Origin of the sequence: Bartonella sp. AA74HLJMH (assembly GCF_042197045.1) — a bacterium.
Classification (GTDB): domain Bacteria; phylum Pseudomonadota; class Alphaproteobacteria; order Rhizobiales; family Rhizobiaceae; genus Bartonella.
The window spans coordinates 1-16,454 of record NZ_JBHIRJ010000017.1; the positions used below are offsets into that span (position 1 = coordinate 1).

Sequence of the window (16,454 nt, forward strand, 5' to 3'; positions counted from 1 at the left end):
ATACTATGGCGATCCCAAACTTGGATGCATGTTTGTGTGGTTGTCATAACTTTCGCTCCTGCTTCAAACGGATGCTCAAACCATCCGTTTTTTGTGGGGTTAAATGTATAATAAACGCCCTTCGTATCGGGCTCTAATATGAGGTATATCTACAAATGGGATATTAGTCAACCCCATTTGTAAACATTTATAATATGAGACGACAAAAAAATGAGCCCAAAACTGCATTAGCAAAACGACTCACAGAAGTTAGAAAGCTTGTGGGCTTATCTCGTGATATATTTTCACTTAAAATTGGTATCAGTATTCAAGGGCTTGGAAATTACGAACGCGGTGATAGAACTCCAGATGCAACGGTTTTATCAGCATATAAAGAAAAATTTGGAGTAAACCTGAATTGGCTTTTGACCGGTGAAGATGCAATGTTTATAGACATGATGATGGCTCGGTCTTTCAATATCTCTCCGCCTACCATTCCTGCTGGACTCATGAAAAAGCTTGGTCGTATAGCTTATACAACCTATCGTGATGCAAATATAAAACTCCCCCCTGAAGATATAGCGGAACTCGCGGCGGAACTTTATAAAAAACTGCAAGAGCTTGTTCAAGACATCAACGACACGGAAGAAGTCGAAGCGACTTTCTCTCTTCTTAAAATTCATTTAAAGCGTCAAATAGAAGCTGAAAGAGTACATCTAGAAACTACACAAAATACGGCTTAATGCCTCTCTAAGATGAATGGGGGAAGCTCTTTTTAAAATCCTGTAATTTAAGCTAACCTAAATATGAATAAGGAGCATTTTTGGCACGCCCCGAACTAGAACCTAAAACACCATTGGCAAAACGCCTGCGTGAAATAAGACGAATCCTCGGAAACGAAGAACGCGGTGCTTTTGCCAAATCTCTTAATTTGGCAAAAAATACGCTTGCAAATTATGAGCTTGGTATAAATGAGCCACCAGCATCTATCGTAATTGCCTATCACAAAATTTATGGCGTAGACTTTCATTGGCTTCTCACTGGAGAAGGCGAAATGTTTACAGACATGGAAAAGGCGAAAGCAGCTGGTTTTAAACCACAAACTATCCCTACTGGTCTCATGAAAAAGCTTGGTCGCATAGCTTATACAACTTATCGCGATGCAAATATAAAACTCCCCCCTGAAGATATAGCGGAATTAGCGGCAGAGCTTTGTATAAAGTTGCAAGAGCTTGTTCAAGACATCAACGACACGGAAGAAGTCGAAGCAACTTTCCCTCTTCTTAAAATTCATTTAAAGCGTCAAATAGAGGCTGAAAGAGTACATCTAGAAACTACACAAAATACGGCTTAATGCCTCTCTAAAATGAAAAATACAGGCGCGTTTCTCTTTACATTAAGAAACTTAAATAACACATTGTTTTTAAATAATTATATTTACAAAAAATAGAAACGCGCCATATGGCGCATATCTTTTTTGCTTTTTTGGTTATTTTTGGCTGATTTTGACGTCAATTGAACTTTTGGAGTGATTTTTTTCACAGGGTCTTCAAAGGCGGTTTTCTGGGCTTTCACAGACTTTTCAAAATTTTTCACAGGGTTTTCACAGACCTTTCAAAGCCTTCTCTCATTTTTACCATGAAAACGCACTTTTTTCTAATTTTCGCTCTTTTTAGCTCTTTTTTACAATTTTAGGTGTCAAAATCTATTTTGACAAAACGCGCATTTAATGCTAAATTTTATACACAAAAACAACAAATTACCACGTATTCCTACCTAATCCCACCTCTTCCCACTTAGTATAAAACCTAGTGTCAAACTACATTCGGGAATAGGATTCTCGAACATGCTTCTACGAAGCGCATGCTTGTTTGCTAACTTTCTCTAATAATTTTTTAAATTCTGCTAAATCCTGTTGTGAAAGATTATGTAAATTTCTAACAAACATGCCAACAATTTCACGACTCAACGGATTAGAAGGCTTTATAGTGAAGCTTTTACGACAAGCATCCGATTCTCTTCTCAAAATTTCTGCTACCTCTTGATCTAAAGTATAGAGTTCAATTATCTTTTCCTCTAATCCTACAGGAACAGATCTTTTGCCAATTTCTACAGATGATAAAAATGCTACAGATATATCTAATTTTTTAGCCATATCTAAAAGGCGTTCTGAATGATCAATGCGAAGTTTGCGTAAGGTTTTACCAAATGGTGTTGGCATCTAAAAAATCCTATTAAAAAAGAAGCTCTCTCGTGATTCTAGCAGAAATTCTCAGGTTTTGGTTAGCTCCTTTTAAAAATTGACTTCCTACCCTCCTTAATACACAAGGTTGTATAGCATGACGGATAAATCTCTTGACATAGGTTTGAAATGTAGTACATTGTAGTACAATTAAGTAGGAGGTTTAGTAATGGGAAAAATTCAAGCCCGCATACCTGATGAAGTTCAAGAAATTGCAAGTGCAGTTATTAAGTCTACGGGTTTAACTATATCGGATGCAGTGCGCATGTTTATGACCCGCATTGCTAGAGATAGAGCATTACCACTTGATCTATTCCAACCAAATCCGGAAACATTACAAGCTATCGAGGATGCCGAAATGGGACGCGTCGAACGTACATCATTAGACGGCTTAAGGACCATGATACGCTCAGATAGAACCGAAGCACGTAAATCTGAAAAGCAAACCTAAGCTTGCTATGCGGGAAATTGTCTATACGCGTTCATTCCGCCGTGACCTTAAACGTGAAAGCAAAGGTAAATATGCTAATGCACTAGAGGAGGATTTGCTGCTTGTGGTCAAAGCGTTAGCGGAGAATGAACCGCTAAAGGCGCATTGGAGAGATCATGCACTAACAGGTCAGTGGCGCAATTGTCGTGATTGTCACATAAAGCCGGATTTAGTTTTGATCTATCGAAAGCCAGATGCCAAAACACTAGAGCTTTTACGACTTGGTTCCCATTCTGAACTGCGTTTATAATTGGATCTCCAATTCATAGTAATAAAGAATTTTACGAAATTTTTTCTTTTATGACAGTTGTTCAGTTCTTTGAAAACCACTGCTTTAAATGTGCAATGACATTATCTAGCGCGTCCATGAGGCGTGCAAAATCGAGGATAAGCAAAAAAAGAAAAAATGCTATCCACTTCATCAAGCGAGACATCATTTTCACGCTTTGATAGGTGATGATCATTTCTTGAAGCATTTCTTTTTCTGATTCTGTAAGCTCTGTGTGTTTTTTGGATTTTTTTCTAACCATGTTTCCACCCACACAAGCGTTCACCTAGATTATTGTGCTTTAAGATCTCTCTTGCTAAATTGGAACTGATGGCGTTCAGATCTTTCTTGTCTAAATAAATTGGCAACCAGCCAACACAAGAAGAAGCATATTTATTTGTCGCGCAACCAGTGAGAGAGAGCAGCACGCATATCAGCATCACTTTTTTGATTAACTTCACTTTCCACCTCAAGCCGTGTTGTGGCTGCTTTTAAAGCTTTTTCTGTTTGCTTTTGTTGCTCTACTTTTTTCCCAAGAGTAAAAGCTTTTGCTAAGGCAATAAAAAAAGCGGCTAAAGCCGCACCTGTTACCATCAAGTTTCTTTTCATCCATAAGATCATAGGCGGTGCTCCTGAAAGCGTTTAGCAACAAAGAAAATGCCAGTACATGCCGCTAAAACCATAATGGCGGCTAAAGCCCATTGGATTGGTCCATTGCCCGCTAAAAACCCACCAAGACCTGAGAAAGAACCAATAATCGGTGCCAATGCTTCTGCTTTGAGAAACCCTGTTGGTTGTTTCGTTTCTACTGTTTGATAATTAGAAGAAACATAAGCCCCTTTCGCCCATAGCCCTGCCTCTGCTACACGCCGGTGTACGAGACCTTGTAAACGTTTGCCTCCCGCTTTGGTCCATTTCTGCAATTCGGTTGGTACCGCTTCATAATCCCCCCGATTAAGCCTTTTAAGCAATGTAGAGTTTTGGAAAGCTGCAATACCCACATTATAACAAAAGGAAACAAGAGCGCCGAACTGCTCGTCGCTTAAATTCACACAAACTGCTTTTTCTACCGCCCTCTCATATTGCCGCAAATCTGCTAAAAGCATGTTTTCAGCTTTTTTTTCTGTAATCACCATACCCTCAACAACTGTTGGTTGACCGGCTTTTTTCGTATGACCATAACCAATCGTCCATATGCCAGAAGCATCTTGATAAGCCTGCAAGCGCAAACCTTCCCACTTTTTTAAACAGTATAAACAGTCTTTACTTATTTTCCGTGCCATTGTTCAATTCACCTTATAAATATACCTTTATGAGTACTGCTCCATCACCGCCGTCGCCGCCAATTTTGTCGCTTCCGTGTTTCCCATCAAAATATCCACCGCCGCCGCCGCCACATTCTTTACCACCTCTACCACCGTTACCACCTTTGTAACTCTCACCACCCTGCCCCATGATAGAACCCTTACATTTACCGCCACCGCCGCCGCCGCCGCCAAGAAAAGAACTTCCACCAGTACCAGCTCTCTTGCCGTCTATTCCACTCCCTCCACCATTACCACCAGAAAAAATAAAGCTTTCACCACTGCTGCCCTCCCTGTTTCCTCCTCCATCGCCGCCTTTCCCTCCAAAGTTAACGAGAGTCATGGAAACGGAATATCCTCCTTCTGCTGTAACAAGCCCTTTGATCATTGTTCTACCACCATTGCACAAAATGTTACTGTCATTGCCTTTACCACCACGACCAATGTAAGCTGTTTTTAATTTATCTAAATCAGAACCTTTCATTTTAACATGCACACATTGACCGCCGCCGCCGCCACCATCCTTAACGCCACCACCTCCACCGCCCCAAGCCCATACTTCGATATCGGTGTCAGCAGTAATACCATCAGGCAATGGAATATCTCCGCTTTCTGTCATCAGAATTTCAACAGGTTTTCTAACCCCGCCACCATTGTTGCCGCTACTACCGCCGCTGCTATTGCTACTATTTGCTTTGATTGAAGCCATCAGTTTGGCTGGTGAGATAAGTGCATCCACTGTTTTTGTGCCATCAATCCAGTCTTGTTTGGCAAGAGGTTGAATGAGATCAACTTTTTTCTGTACACTATGTGCTGTATCTTGCGCTTTATCGGCTGCTGTTTGCGCAATATTTGCCTCAGCTTTTGCACTGTCTCCCGTTTTTTGTGCTGTCTCAGCCGTTTTTTTTGCATCTACTGCATAAGCTTTTGCATCATTTGCTGTTCTTAATGCAATATCTGCAACGTTCTTCGCTTCACTTGCAACATGAATCCCTTGTTGTGCAACATCTTCAACTTTATCAATTTTTGCAATCTGTGCACGTTCTGGAGGAGTTAAGATAAGATGCTTTTTCCCTTCCTTCATATTCTCCATATCAAATACATCTTTTTCTATTTTATCTGGATCATAAACTGATTTTGACATACCAAAAGACTTTGAGCCTACAAAATAACGAATGGTATTTTTGAGATCTACCGGAGATATGGGATAATAAACACCTTCATCTCCCCTCCGCCATTTTTCCATCGTTGGCTGCGTAGAACTCAACCATCGTAGCTTTGATCTTTCCTCTATGGTTAAGATCTTTTTGGTAGGACCCTCGTGCATATTTTCCATAGAAAATGCATTTGCCCCCACATTGTCGGGATCATATGTAGCAGCCTTCATATCGCCAATCCCTAAAGGCGATATTTTTACCCAGCCAGCGCCTGATAAAATCGCATTCTCATGCGCTTCACCACTTGCTTCAATATCGTGAATTGTGACCTTATTTTTGTAAGCAAGAGCTCCAATATCTCTCTTTGCAATAGCATCATCAGCCTTTTTTCCTTGAGCAGCGGTTGCAAAATATTCTACCTCATAAGCTGCTGCACTCCCCACTGAAACAGGTGCAAGAGCCTTACTATCTAAAACACCTTCTTTGACTTCTTCTTTTGTTGCTGGTTCAAGCTTAAATATATGTGTGTGATAGGGTAATGGCATCGCGTTTCATTCCTTAATCAGTTCGTTGTCTTGTTGTGAGAGAGAGAGGACTGCAATTCATCAATAAGTTTTTGCATGATCTCTATGCGTTTATCTGTCGCTTCTTTATATTCTGCCAAAGCGCTTAAAAGATCATGCTGTATGTCGCTTTTGACAAGATCAAGTACCTTATTTAAGGGTGCATGAACCATTCGATTGCTTGCATAAAAAAGGACGCGGATTTGCTCCGCGTCCGCAATATCATCAATAGCAGACGGATTATTGATCATTTGAAAAACTCACGATTTTATGGCATAAACAACCGGTACATTAACAGGGCGTGTTTCTGCCTCGCCCGTTGAAGAAATCGTTACCTTATGCGTGTGCACTCCAGCAGGTTCTGTATCTTTTGTATAATATGAATTACCAAAAGCAGGATTTCTGCCACCTATTTGACCAACTCTTGTAACCATAGAATAATCATGCTTATGCGTATGTTGACCTGCCTCTTCAATGGTACAAGCATGTGTATGCGATTTAAGGCAATCTTGCTGTATATCAGCAAATTTTCTACTTCTGTCTAAACCGCGACCATTATCAAAGCCGCGCAAAAACACTCCTCTAAAGTCTGGAACTTTAAAGGTTGTATCGCTGTTTTTTCCCCATTTATCCCCTATCGCCTTGAATAATTGCGGATAATCTTTGCGTTCATAAGTAGCGCCATCACATAAAAGCCAGCCGTTTGGGACTTCTTGCATAGCAAAGGTCGCAATAAAACCACAAGGAAAGGTTTCGACCTTCGGTGGTGGAATGGGGGTAGGGTTTAAAAGATACCAGCCATCAAGACCTTTTGTTGATATGCCATCATTATAGACTATTTCATAAATACCATTTGTTTGTAACTCACCACCTGTCAATGGTACTATTCCCGTGCTGGTGGCTTTATAGAGTGGCTTTGCTCCTATATTATTCATGTTTATTGTTGTCGTACCAATATTTATACCACACGCCTTAAAGCGGATAATGATATCGTTTTTATATTTTGCTATTGGAGAAACCGTCGTCAACGTAATTGATGTTGTTTGTTCCTTTCCATTCACAATAAACTTTGAGTCAAGAGAACCACCATTATCGGCAAGATATTCACGTATACGCTGCATCATGACCCGCGCACTATCATTGACAGAACTAGGCGGCTGCCCTTCTGCCCAATTAATGATACTATCGGAATTGGCATTTTGATCAGCTGTGAGTGACCAGTCATAAATATCAGACATGATAAGCCCCCGTTCTTCTTAATAGCTCTTCACGCAATTGCTCTTCTTTTTGCCGCCCATAGGAACCAACAGATTGCCGCCTAGAGGGATCAATAAGAGGTGTTAAATCTGTTGGTCCCCCAGTCGATTGTGAGAAACCCGCCATGACTGGTTGCTGTAACATTTGTTGCTGTACCATCTGTGCCTGCTGTTTTTGTCGTTCTCCATTCTCTCTCATTAAATGAAGCAAACCGGAAAAGCCCTTTTTAAGAGCACCTGCATCAATACCTTGTGCTTGCAATGGTGTGGTTTCCATAATCTGTCCTGTTAAATTGTCTCTACTTTCAGGCGCCATCATTCTGTTTGGAAATGGCGTGTCATATGCCATCAATTGGTTGCCCCCTTGATTACCTTGCCCCACTTGATTACCTTGAAGTGTCTTTTGAATCCTCTCAAACCCACGCAAAGGACCCACCTCGTTTGGTGCTGCTTGTCCATTGCTTTGGTTTTGCTGTATCGTTCTCTTCAAAGCATCTCCCGTTTTATTATAAAGCCCATAAATATGATTCATAAAATCCCCTGCTGTAGCTTCCATGTTGCCACCGTTGAGTGTGACTGCCTGTCGACCTAAAAGATGGCTCGCTGGAATATGTGGATTTTTGATAAGCTTTACTGCCCCTGCTGGTCCTTGTTGGTGTGCGAGGTAAAGCTCTGCCTCTGATGGCTCTCTGCCTAATGCTGTTGCTAAATAACGCGTATTATCCTTCGTTAACCGTGCCATAGCATCGGTTGCTTGAAAGGGATCAAACTTGTCATTCAGTTGATAGTGTTTTGCTGTTGAATCTAAAAATTGATACAGCCCCCCTGCACTGCTGTTCTTATTTCTTGCATTTGGATTACCGTTACTTTCTATCATAGCAACACGTTCAAGAAAGCTTTCTGGCAAACCATATTTTTGTGCTGCCTGTGAGATAGCACGCTTCACATTAGGATGAAAATTGATCATTAGTTTATAACCGTTCTATCAACGCTGCTATTCAAAATAATGCCAACAAAATTAATGAATTTCGTATAATTTTCTCGTGTTATTAAGCGTTTCTTTTCTGCTTCATGAAACTTCTTAATTAATTCAACGGCTTTTTCTCTTGCTAACCCAAAATCTCCTTTTTCCCGCGCTGTTATAAGCGCTGCAATATCTCTCTCAGTATCTTTATGGACGCTTGAGAATTTGCGTCCAAATTCTCTTGCGAAATTTTTTACAACTGCCTTGATGAAAGCAATCTTTCCTATACCCATAGTCTGTTGTGCCCCCCTCTCTTCCACTTCACCTATATGGTTTGGCAATCGTGCAAAAAGCTTTGTTCTTTCCACTTCTGGTCGCAACATTTTCATAAGCTGTTTTGCTTTATCCTCACCATAACTCCGCTGCAATTTTTCTTGACCATTTTTTGTGTCAAACAAACTCAAAAGACTGTGTTCAAAATTCTGTGCATTGCCTGCCGCAGTTTCTATTTGTGACCGCATCCCTTTTTGAAAAGCCTCTTTTTCCATCAACCCCAAATCTGAAAGTTGACTGTTGATTGTATCAAGATCAACACTCTTATTCAGTGCTTTTTTTCCTTGCTCCAAAGCATTACCGATAGTACGCTCGTCATAATAAATTTTCCGTGCTTTAGCATAATCTGGAGATGATGTATCCAAAACGTCCAGAATGCGTTGTTTGAAATCAGTCAAATCTCGAGCATATCCCCATTTTCCTTTGATGCGCGCAGAATTAATTTGATCATCCAAAACCTCTTTCATCTTATGTAAAATTCGCATATTCAGCTTTGGATATCCATTGCTCCCTATAACTGTTGCATCCGCTTCATTTGGCATTCGCGCAATTGCTTTTTTATAGGCTTTTTGGAAGGCAGGAGTTTCTTGCAACCGCGATAAATCTTTACTGACAGCATTAGAAATAGGAGAAGCTTTCGCCCTCTCATAAAATGGTTCAGCCTTGTTCTGTGCTTGTTTGATAATCTCTTGCTTTAAATTAAGCGTATCTACTTTTGGACCCATCACATCTGTCAACGCATCCTTTACCCGCAGTGCACTCGCATCTTGCCTTTCATTCAAACGATTACTTATGAGCGAATATGTATCATGGTCTTTTTTTGCTGCCTTAAAAGCTCTTGTAGCAAGCCCATCATGAAGATCAATAATCATTGAATCAGGACCTCGCTGTTTTAATGCCCTTTCAAGCTTATCAACACCTTCATCCCCTAAAGTTTGGCTTACATCCCTAAGCGCTCTATCGCTTACCTGAAATGCTTCTTTTTCTGGCATTAGCGCTGCTTTTGCTGCCATTTCAGCTGGGCTTATAGGTCCTCTCAATGCTGCTTTAAGTGATTTTGTCACAAAAGGTGTCACTTTTGATACGCCACTGGCAACAAATGGTGTTGCAACGCCTAACCCTGCACCAAACCCAGCAGACACTAGAGTATCTGCAAGCCCTTCCCCTTCACCACTGCCTGCTATTCCACCATAAATGGCTCCAGTTTTTGCTGCACGCCCCAAGCTAAATTTTGCCGCCTCTTTACTTGCTACTGCTTTCATTGCTGCTTCACCTGCAGCTTTTGCCGCTGCCCGTTCCGCACCCTCAGCTAAAGCAGATTGCACCGCCCTTTCTCCTGCTGCTAAAGCTTTACTGGTTATTTGTGCTCCTGCAACACCAGCTCTTCCTCCCAGCACAACATCAGCCCCAATTGCCGCACGAGCAGCCGCAGGAGCGCCAAGACCTGGTATTAGAAAAGGAATTGCAGCACCCGCTAAATTCCCCGCAATAGATGCATAAAACTGATCTCGGTTCGCCGCTCTTTGATAGTCACGCCATCGCTTTGTCACTTCATTATATTTTTTAACTGCTTCTTCATCTCCCATCCAATAATTAATAGGTCCCAGAGGTCCCGAAGCGAATACTCCAGCTATTTCATCATCATACCCCATAGTTAACCCATGAAGAGCTCCCCATCCAAAAGCACCCGCTGCACTTGGATGTGGACCATCTTCCTCTGTTGCACCATTATTTCCTGTAACAGAACCACTTAGCCTTTCCTTATTCTTCGCGAAAAGCTCTTGAAGCTGTTCTGGTGTATAGTCACTTATATGCCCAATGACTCTTGTGTTTTTACGATTAATAAGAGGGGGGATTACTTCAGCCATTGGTTTGTTTCTCCTTAATGCGTCCATCTCTATCAACGAACAACATGCCTTCCGGCAATGCTTCTATCTGTTTTTCTAGTGGATCATTTGACTGTGCATGATTTCCCTTATAAGCATCTTGCCCATAGGCGGCTCGAACGAGCTCGTTTGTTGCTTCTGCACCACCAAAAAGAATTGCGCGCGTTGCTGCATTGGATTTATTGAAAGTGTCAATAACTGTTTTTAAAGATTTCTTCATTTGCTCTGCAGAAAGATCTTGATACAACGCCGCTACAGAGTTTTGCAATGCTTGCAATTCCATATTAGACAAATTCCCAAAGCCAGATGCGCCATTTGGTGAAAATGCTTTTGCTTTTCTCAAGGCATCAAGCCCGATACTTGCCTTCAATGAATCGAGCATATGCCCAAAATCTTTTGCCTTAGAATTAGGAAGGAACGACATTATAGGACCAGTGAAACCAACAACATGCGGGTGTTCCTCAATAGTTTTTAGCAATTCTTTAGATGCTGAGAGTATACGATTTGACCTGTCTGCTGTTTCCAGAATTCGCATTTGCATTTGTTGGTTTTTACGCTCCTCCTCCTTCTGTTCTTGAATTAATTTATGTTCTGAACCACTGCCTGCAATTGGCACCGCACGTATGCCACCAAGTGCATTTTCATCCTTAACATACATATAACCTGATTCAGGCTTTGACAGCATGCCATCGGTATTCCCCCCTAATCCAGAAGTAGTGGAACGCTGTCCTCCTTGGACAGGTATAATTTTCCCTGTGCTTGTTGAGACTTGAAAAGTCATATCCTCAGGCAATCCCTGCTCTGCCTTTTCTTCTGATGTCAATGTTCTATAGCCTTCTTGAGGGCTTAACGTGCTGCCTATGATTTTCATGGCAAGATCTGGATATTGCACAAGGGCTTGTGCGTCTTTATCACTGTATCCTTTAGAGCGTAAAAACTCAAAAATTGGTCTATTTTGAGCACGTACATTATTGCCCTGCCGCATAACAAGTGCCGCATTTGAAAAACTTTCTTGCGGTGTTTTTCCTGATGCAAGCCCCGCAAAAAAATCCATTAAATGCTCGGAAAATTCTGATTTTCTAAAACGCTCCCATAAGCCGATTGGATTTGCATCTTTATGAATAAAATTTCCAACTGCGTTTACATAATCGGTTGCCTGTTCGGGCTTAGCACTTGCTTTTAAATGCTCCTCTTCTGGTAAGTGTGCATTCAAATGTTTTTCTTCTCCTATAGGTGCATCAAAAAGTTTTTCCTCATCATTTCCAGAATCGTTTTTCAAAGAGTTTTCCGCTATAGATTTCTCATTAAGTTGAGCAATATAATCCATCACATTTTTCTGCTGTCGCCCAGCTTCATCCCCACTAGACTGATCAATGTTCGCAACAAGTGGAGATTGAGGAATCATTGATGCAACACCTCCCTGCTCTGAGAAGTCATGCTTTTGTTGCTCTAGCGCCTCTTGTATCTTAACAGTATCCTTTGAAACATCCGGTAATGGAGGCATTTGGCGCTTTAAATCATCCGTAGACATAATCAATTCTGCTGGCGTTTTTTTCCCAACTTCTCCTCCTCCTGCTTGAGAACCACGAATAAGCTCTGTAGGACTCAATTTTTGTGGAGTATTATCCCCATTGCTCGCATCAAAAGGGTTTGTGCTAAAAGCAGCACGTTCTAAAAAACTTGGCTTGTATCGCCCTTCCAACGGCGTGCTTGGAGGCGTAGAAAGCTGTTCGAACAAATGCTTTGGCAATTGAGGTATGACCTGATACATCAAGGGACGCAAAAATTTTGGATCAAACAACTTTAAAAGAGAATTTGTGTTTTCTTGTTCCATCACTGCACCCTTTCCATCTTAAAGCCAAGCTTGCTATAATCCACATGCAAAAAACCTGTCGCCTTATGCAAGAAAACAGCTTCTGGCTTTGACTTCAAAACATCCTGTGCCATCACCCCGCGATAGCGCTCTGGGTGCCCCTTGTAGTTGTATTCATAGAGTTTATAGCCATTTCTCTGCCCAGCTTCTCTGATGTTTTCTTTTGCTCTGATATCACTAAGCCCAGCAAAAGTACCAAGGATAGTTCCAACATTTCCAACAATCTCCCACGGATTAGGTTTTGGCTGTGGAGTCAATGTCGTCATTTGTCCTGTTCGCGTTCCATAATTTCCAGCAACAGCCCCACCAGCTGTAAGCAACTTACTTAACTGGTCCCAATCAAGATTGTTCTGCTGCTCCCATTTTTGCCGCTCTTCATCTAATTGCCGTTGATGATTGGCATCAAGTACACTCCCTCCCGTCAACGCATTAAGATTTACCTGACCTTGACCTTGAAAGAAGTTATTGGCGCCCGCCAACTGATTTTGGTTTGCTTGGTCAATCATTCCATTAGCTTGCATCATGTTGTTGACATCTTGGTTATATTGCTGTGATAAAGCTTGTGTTGCTATGCCCCCCAATTCATCAGCCAAAACGCCGGTATGCGCACCCGAACCATAACGCCCAGCACCTGCCAATGAACTATTAATAGAGCTTGTTGCTTTATTTAATGCGTTTTGAAGTGCTTCATTAAAGTAAGGGTTATTGCCTATTTGTTGCCCTGAAGCCATGTTCTTTAAGTTTTGGCTTGTTGAATTTTGCCCTGTGGCTAATCCATTTAAATAATTGTTATCATAGTTATGCGTATTATTGCTAAGCCCATTAATCGCATTCTTTGTTTGATCACTTAAACCCGCAACACGCTGCCCGTCATAAACGGCTTTTCCGCTGCCTTGGTTATAAAAAGTCATGGCATCTTGAGCTGCGTGTTCAAAAATACCTTTTGCCCATGCAGGGGGTTCATTTGTTTGCGTCGTGTTTTGGGTATTCTGGATTGGTTTAGAACTTTTTCCCATATTAAAGCTGCTTTCTATATTCTAAAAGATTAACGAGATATCCATGCGATTTAAGAGATTTTTCCCACCCTCGCCTGCCTATGATGACAAGCTCTTTTGCCCCTTTTTCCTTGTAATAAGCTTCAATCTGAGTGATAAGCTTTGTTAAGGGTGCTCCTCCCTTTCCACCAAGCGTGACAACAACCGCCCTTAATGCTCCAGTGACGAGTTCTTGTAACTGTGTTGTGACATGCGCCATAAAGTTTTCATGCGCATCAACGATAATCCAAAGAACTTTTTCTCCCTTCAAAATATCGTTTAAAATGGTCTCTGTATTATAATCATCAGGGAATTTTTGATTAAAATAAGCTATCGATTTTATGACATTGTCAAAATAGGGCGCCATTTGTTCAGCGCTCCATTTTTCTGTATTATAGATCTTAAAACTCATCTTACGCCCGCGGGTTTCAGCGTTACATCAAAGCCTGTTATATGTGTCCATGGCGTGCCTTCTGGTATTCTCAGACGCAAAGCGTGATAACGCGCCCGTGAGCGGATATTATACATCCCAATATTATAGCCGGCATAACGCTCTTTAGCCCAATTTAATTGGTTCTTGTTATCAATGATAAATGCCGCCCCAACACTTAAAAAACCTTTTGTTGTATCCGCTTGAACAAAAGCCTCACTCATCAGGTTGATTTGCCTGCCCGTATCCCCCACAATTTGTGAAGCAATAACTGCTTCCATCGGAGGACCCGCAAAAAAACCAAATGTGTTGTCTGGCGTAAAAGCTCCCAAAACAGGCGCACCATTTTGCCACATTTTACTATCAAGAGAAGCTGGTAAATCTTTCAAGCTCTCTTGTACTTCGTCTAAGCCTTCTAATGTATAACCGGCTGCAAAAAGGGGAAATAAGAGAAGGTTTTGCCCCTTAATGACACTCCATATTTGCAAAAGCCAATCATAAACATAAATATGCATCCCTTCAGTGTTATCATTGATAGAAAAATAAACACGAGAATAGACCGGATCAATACATGCTCTCATCTCATCAATGGCAAAATTATTGTAAAGTGTGAAGATGGTTTTATCGACTTTACCAAAGCCTATAGGGAGCATTTCACCAGCACTGTTGATTTGATAAAAACCATCATCAGAGACAAAGAAAGTACAGTCTCCACGGCTTGCAATTGCTGTGCTGCTTTTCGCCCCTATTTTGTCTTTTATTTTTGCAAAACTGAATATAATTTTAGAGCCTGGTACAAAGGTTGCGTGATAAATGGCGGAGCGCATAAAAATAAGTGGATTTGTTGATTCCGTAGACCCTTGAACATATTCTCCATCGGGAAAATCTTGATAATCGCAACTTTTCTCCCCAACCGTCCAATGTGTCGCATCATTCAAACCGGACCACTGAACACGGTTTGGCTTATCTGTTAATTGCATCAGGCAAACAAAATCACCCCACACACGCACAAGTCCAGCACGCGGGGGATTACCGCTCAAATCACAAAACCTTTCATCCGTTTTTAACGAAAGCATTTGTGGTGGGTCATTGCTATTAACAGCAATGATATGATCACCAAAGGAGGCAAAAGACCAAAGTGCAGTCTCATTGGCGTGATATTGTGTGTGAGGTTTGCTAATGTCTTTCCAGCCGCGCGTGCTGTTGTCATATTCATAAAGTTTTGTTGGTGCCCCCACAATGATGCGCACACCACCCAATGAGCGCACCGCATAGACCCCCAAAATCACATCCGGAAAAGGATCTGAGACCGGCGCCACAATGGGAAACGGAATATACGAATTTGGTGCAGGTAAAACGTTCACGATCTCACTAGAATAACCACTATTAATAAATGCAACATCTGGTCTATACTCAGCAATAGGAATAAAGGTCATCAGAAATCCGTGTGTTGAATTTTTAACAAATTCTTGCGCCGTGATGTTTCAATTTGAAGCGCATCGAGTTGCTCTTGAAACATGGCAAAAGCTGCCGCTGCCATCTGTGGTTCTTTAATAATATTGGTATAAATTTCATATTTTGCACGCGTTTTGATCAGTTCATAGGCTTCTAAAAACCATATGGACGCTTCTTGTGCACTCTCAATATCTTTTATTCTTACAGGGTCAAGAATAAGCCTGATAGAATAAACGCGCTCTGGTGTTGGATACAAGACAAGCTTTTGTTCAAAATAAGCATAGCGTGTAGGCATGCCATGGCTACAATCATCCTCAAGATTCTCAATAACAAGAGGATCTACCTGCAAAAGCTTTGCTTTGCTGTGATTATCTTCATAAACGTAAGCATCAACAATGCGAACAGCAGCCGGAATAACTGGATTTTCCTCTGCGCCATAACGGCTTTTGCCCTTTAGAGTGGTAAAAACAACTTCGCGGCTTTCATTGAAATAAAAAGGCAATCGTTCACAAAAGCGAATAGCCGAAAATATCGCCCTTTGCACTTGATCAACATACTCATCTGTTTGATCATCTATTTCATCCTGAATATCATTTAACATCTGGATAAAATTTTTATCCCAAGGAGCAATGGTCTGTTTGTCTCCAATCGGACCACCTGTCTGTACTATTATTGTCATATCAGCCTCTTCCAAATGTCTTGGGGCATCTTGTATAGGAGGGGGACGCAAGCAATAAACGCCCCCTTGCCTTTAACGATTAGTGTAAAACTCAACAATCACCTCAGCATCACCTTTGGTGCTTTTCTTGTCTCGTGTCATGTAAATCGTACTTTCAGCTTCTAATGGAACATCTCGTTCCTCCATAGGGAGGTACAGATTGCCATCGGTAGATTGCCGAAGCCCTACATCTCCATAATCATTACCATGAGGCTCTTTTCCAAATGTAGCTGTTACATCTTCAAAATCCTCCATGGTATAAGCTGTAATACTTTTTATAAAAGCCCCTCGGGGTAGAACGCCAATTTTTGTTATCAACCCTTGATCTGTACATTTAACACGCGCCCGTAAAAAACTAACCTGCTGCGTAGAGTTGTTGCGTCCTTGCAAAACAGGTGGCAATCCCTCATCTATTATGCCAACGGTTTCAACAGTCTCAACGGTCTCAACAGGTTCCTGTGTAATTAGCGATTTTTCTGCCATAATTGTCATCCTTTAATAA

Annotated in this window: 21 protein-coding genes; 4 read left to right on the forward strand and 17 right to left on the reverse strand. The window is 41.4% G+C overall.

The window, feature by feature from the left end; genetic code table 11:
• Positions 1 to 194: 194 nt before the first annotated feature.
• Together ACFINH_RS07550 and ACFINH_RS07555 are read left to right on the forward strand one after the other, a co-directional pair.
• On the forward strand, positions 195 to 722 hold the full coding sequence (locus tag ACFINH_RS07550; protein WP_375632557.1) for a helix-turn-helix domain-containing protein: 528 nt from the start codon (positions 195 to 197) through the stop codon (positions 720 to 722).
• Positions 723 to 802: 80 nt separating this feature from the next.
• Positions 803 to 1,333 (forward strand): helix-turn-helix transcriptional regulator, encoded by a 531-nt coding sequence (locus ACFINH_RS07555; RefSeq protein ID WP_375632558.1) that lies wholly within the window; start codon positions 803 to 805, stop codon positions 1,331 to 1,333.
• An 83-nt stretch (positions 1,334 to 1,416) separates the two neighbouring features.
• On the opposite strand, the gene ACFINH_RS07560 is transcribed toward ACFINH_RS07555, so the two are convergent.
• Both ACFINH_RS07560 and ACFINH_RS07565 read right to left on the reverse strand, forming a co-directional pair.
• Positions 1,417 to 1,575, reverse strand: a complete 159-nt coding sequence (locus ACFINH_RS07560; RefSeq protein ID WP_375632559.1) for a hypothetical protein — start codon at positions 1,573 to 1,575, stop codon at positions 1,417 to 1,419.
• Positions 1,576 to 1,831: 256 nt separating this feature from the next.
• Positions 1,832 to 2,200 carry a helix-turn-helix domain-containing protein gene (locus ACFINH_RS07565; RefSeq protein ID WP_273787997.1) on the reverse strand — a complete coding sequence of 123 codons (369 nt, stop codon included), beginning with the start codon at positions 2,198 to 2,200 and terminating at the stop codon, positions 1,832 to 1,834.
• 190 nt (positions 2,201 to 2,390) lie between these two features.
• On the opposite strand from ACFINH_RS07565, the gene ACFINH_RS07570 reads away from it, so the two are divergent.
• Together ACFINH_RS07570 and ACFINH_RS07575 are read left to right on the forward strand one after the other, a co-directional pair.
• Positions 2,391 to 2,672, forward strand: coding sequence for a type II toxin-antitoxin system RelB/DinJ family antitoxin (locus tag ACFINH_RS07570; RefSeq protein ID WP_015856349.1), 282 nt, complete (start codon positions 2,391 to 2,393; stop codon positions 2,670 to 2,672).
• 7 nt (positions 2,673 to 2,679) lie between these two features.
• Positions 2,680 to 2,961 carry a type II toxin-antitoxin system YafQ family toxin gene (locus ACFINH_RS07575; RefSeq protein WP_273787998.1) on the forward strand — a complete coding sequence of 94 codons (282 nt, stop codon included), beginning with the start codon at positions 2,680 to 2,682 and terminating at the stop codon, positions 2,959 to 2,961.
• 61 nt (positions 2,962 to 3,022) lie between these two features.
• Here the strand turns inward: ACFINH_RS07575 and ACFINH_RS07580 are convergent, their stop codons facing one another.
• The 15 genes from ACFINH_RS07580 to ACFINH_RS07650 form a co-directional block, all read right to left on the reverse strand.
• On the reverse strand, positions 3,023 to 3,241 hold the full coding sequence (locus tag ACFINH_RS07580) for a hypothetical protein (RefSeq protein WP_375630254.1): 219 nt from the start codon (positions 3,239 to 3,241) through the stop codon (positions 3,023 to 3,025).
• Positions 3,234 to 3,440: a hypothetical protein gene (locus ACFINH_RS07585; protein WP_375632560.1), complete on the reverse strand. Its 207-nt coding sequence runs from the start codon at positions 3,438 to 3,440 to the stop codon at positions 3,234 to 3,236. Before ACFINH_RS07585 ends, ACFINH_RS07580 begins: the two co-directional genes overlap by 8 nt.
• Complete coding sequence (locus ACFINH_RS07590) at positions 3,373 to 3,600, reverse strand: hypothetical protein (RefSeq protein WP_375612620.1); 228 nt, start codon at positions 3,598 to 3,600, stop codon at positions 3,373 to 3,375. The genes ACFINH_RS07585 and ACFINH_RS07590 overlap by 68 nt, the downstream gene beginning before the upstream one ends.
• Positions 3,597 to 4,262, reverse strand: coding sequence for a lysozyme (locus ACFINH_RS07595; RefSeq protein ID WP_375612619.1), 666 nt, complete (start codon positions 4,260 to 4,262; stop codon positions 3,597 to 3,599). Before ACFINH_RS07595 ends, ACFINH_RS07590 begins: the two co-directional genes overlap by 4 nt.
• 13 nt (positions 4,263 to 4,275) lie before the next feature.
• The gene (locus ACFINH_RS07600) at positions 4,276 to 5,985 is read right to left on the reverse strand and encodes a hypothetical protein (RefSeq protein ID WP_375632561.1); all 1,710 of its coding nucleotides are present in this window, start codon (positions 5,983 to 5,985) and stop codon (positions 4,276 to 4,278) included.
• Between the two features lie 17 nt (positions 5,986 to 6,002).
• Positions 6,003 to 6,254: a hypothetical protein gene (locus ACFINH_RS07605; RefSeq protein WP_375612617.1), complete on the reverse strand. Its 252-nt coding sequence runs from the start codon at positions 6,252 to 6,254 to the stop codon at positions 6,003 to 6,005.
• A gap of 9 nt (positions 6,255 to 6,263) precedes the next feature.
• A complete protein-coding gene (locus ACFINH_RS07610; RefSeq protein WP_375632562.1) occupies positions 6,264 to 7,241 on the reverse strand; it encodes a tail fiber protein in 978 nt (325 codons plus the stop codon).
• Entirely contained in the window at positions 7,234 to 8,226 is a 993-nt protein-coding gene (locus ACFINH_RS07615) for a transglycosylase SLT domain-containing protein (RefSeq protein WP_375632563.1), read from the reverse strand. Before ACFINH_RS07615 ends, ACFINH_RS07610 begins: the two co-directional genes overlap by 8 nt.
• Entirely contained in the window at positions 8,226 to 10,424 is a 2,199-nt protein-coding gene (locus tag ACFINH_RS07620; protein WP_375632564.1) for a hypothetical protein, read from the reverse strand. Before ACFINH_RS07620 ends, ACFINH_RS07615 begins: the two co-directional genes overlap by 1 nt.
• Entirely contained in the window at positions 10,417 to 12,276 is a 1,860-nt protein-coding gene (locus ACFINH_RS07625) for a hypothetical protein (RefSeq protein WP_375632565.1), read from the reverse strand. Before ACFINH_RS07625 ends, ACFINH_RS07620 begins: the two co-directional genes overlap by 8 nt.
• Positions 12,276 to 13,331 carry a tail fiber domain-containing protein gene (locus tag ACFINH_RS07630; RefSeq protein WP_375632566.1) on the reverse strand — a complete coding sequence of 352 codons (1,056 nt, stop codon included), beginning with the start codon at positions 13,329 to 13,331 and terminating at the stop codon, positions 12,276 to 12,278. The genes ACFINH_RS07625 and ACFINH_RS07630 overlap by 1 nt, the downstream gene beginning before the upstream one ends.
• A gap of 1 nt (position 13,332) precedes the next feature.
• Positions 13,333 to 13,716, reverse strand: coding sequence for a hypothetical protein (locus ACFINH_RS07635; protein ID WP_375613690.1), 384 nt, complete (start codon positions 13,714 to 13,716; stop codon positions 13,333 to 13,335).
• A gap of 41 nt (positions 13,717 to 13,757) precedes the next feature.
• Positions 13,758 to 15,215 carry a hypothetical protein gene (locus ACFINH_RS07640; RefSeq protein WP_375613689.1) on the reverse strand — a complete coding sequence of 486 codons (1,458 nt, stop codon included), beginning with the start codon at positions 15,213 to 15,215 and terminating at the stop codon, positions 13,758 to 13,760.
• Positions 15,215 to 15,913 (reverse strand): hypothetical protein, encoded by a 699-nt coding sequence (locus ACFINH_RS07645; RefSeq protein ID WP_375612494.1) that lies wholly within the window; start codon positions 15,911 to 15,913, stop codon positions 15,215 to 15,217. Before ACFINH_RS07645 ends, ACFINH_RS07640 begins: the two co-directional genes overlap by 1 nt.
• Positions 15,914 to 15,985: 72 nt before the next feature.
• Positions 15,986 to 16,435, reverse strand: coding sequence for a hypothetical protein (locus ACFINH_RS07650; RefSeq protein ID WP_375613687.1), 450 nt, complete (start codon positions 16,433 to 16,435; stop codon positions 15,986 to 15,988).
• Between the last annotated feature and the right edge of the window lie 19 nt (positions 16,436 to 16,454).

Bases quoted from the DNA above. Each gene is read 5' to 3' on its own strand.
- ACFINH_RS07550 (WP_375632557.1), top strand. From the start codon at position 195: ATGAGACGACAAAAAAATGAGCCCAAAACTGCATTAGCAAAACGACTC.
- ACFINH_RS07565 (WP_273787997.1), bottom strand. From the start codon at position 2,200: ATGCCAACACCATTTGGTAAAACCTTACGCAAACTTCGCATTGATCAT.
- ACFINH_RS07570 (WP_015856349.1), top strand. From the start codon at position 2,391: ATGGGAAAAATTCAAGCCCGCATACCTGATGAAGTTCAAGAAATTGCA.
- ACFINH_RS07575 (WP_273787998.1), top strand. From the start codon at position 2,680: ATGCGGGAAATTGTCTATACGCGTTCATTCCGCCGTGACCTTAAACGT.
- ACFINH_RS07580 (WP_375630254.1), bottom strand. From the start codon at position 3,241: ATGGTTAGAAAAAAATCCAAAAAACACACAGAGCTTACAGAATCAGAA.
- ACFINH_RS07590 (WP_375612620.1), bottom strand. From the start codon at position 3,600: ATGATCTTATGGATGAAAAGAAACTTGATGGTAACAGGTGCGGCTTTA.
- ACFINH_RS07595 (WP_375612619.1), bottom strand. From the start codon at position 4,262: ATGGCACGGAAAATAAGTAAAGACTGTTTATACTGTTTAAAAAAGTGG.
- ACFINH_RS07600 (WP_375632561.1), bottom strand. From the start codon at position 5,985: ATGCCATTACCCTATCACACACATATATTTAAGCTTGAACCAGCAACA.
- ACFINH_RS07605 (WP_375612617.1), bottom strand. From the start codon at position 6,254: ATGATCAATAATCCGTCTGCTATTGATGATATTGCGGACGCGGAGCAA.
- ACFINH_RS07610 (WP_375632562.1), bottom strand. From the start codon at position 7,241: ATGTCTGATATTTATGACTGGTCACTCACAGCTGATCAAAATGCCAAT.
- ACFINH_RS07615 (WP_375632563.1), bottom strand. From the start codon at position 8,226: ATGATCAATTTTCATCCTAATGTGAAGCGTGCTATCTCACAGGCAGCA.
- ACFINH_RS07620 (WP_375632564.1), bottom strand. From the start codon at position 10,424: ATGGCTGAAGTAATCCCCCCTCTTATTAATCGTAAAAACACAAGAGTC.
- ACFINH_RS07625 (WP_375632565.1), bottom strand. From the start codon at position 12,276: ATGGAACAAGAAAACACAAATTCTCTTTTAAAGTTGTTTGATCCAAAA.
- ACFINH_RS07630 (WP_375632566.1), bottom strand. From the start codon at position 13,331: ATGGGAAAAAGTTCTAAACCAATCCAGAATACCCAAAACACGACGCAA.
- ACFINH_RS07635 (WP_375613690.1), bottom strand. From the start codon at position 13,716: ATGGCGCCCTATTTTGACAATGTCATAAAATCGATAGCTTATTTTAAT.
- ACFINH_RS07640 (WP_375613689.1), bottom strand. From the start codon at position 15,215: ATGACCTTTATTCCTATTGCTGAGTATAGACCAGATGTTGCATTTATT.
- ACFINH_RS07645 (WP_375612494.1), bottom strand. From the start codon at position 15,913: ATGACAATAATAGTACAGACAGGTGGTCCGATTGGAGACAAACAGACC.
- ACFINH_RS07650 (WP_375613687.1), bottom strand. From the start codon at position 16,435: ATGGCAGAAAAATCGCTAATTACACAGGAACCTGTTGAGACCGTTGAG.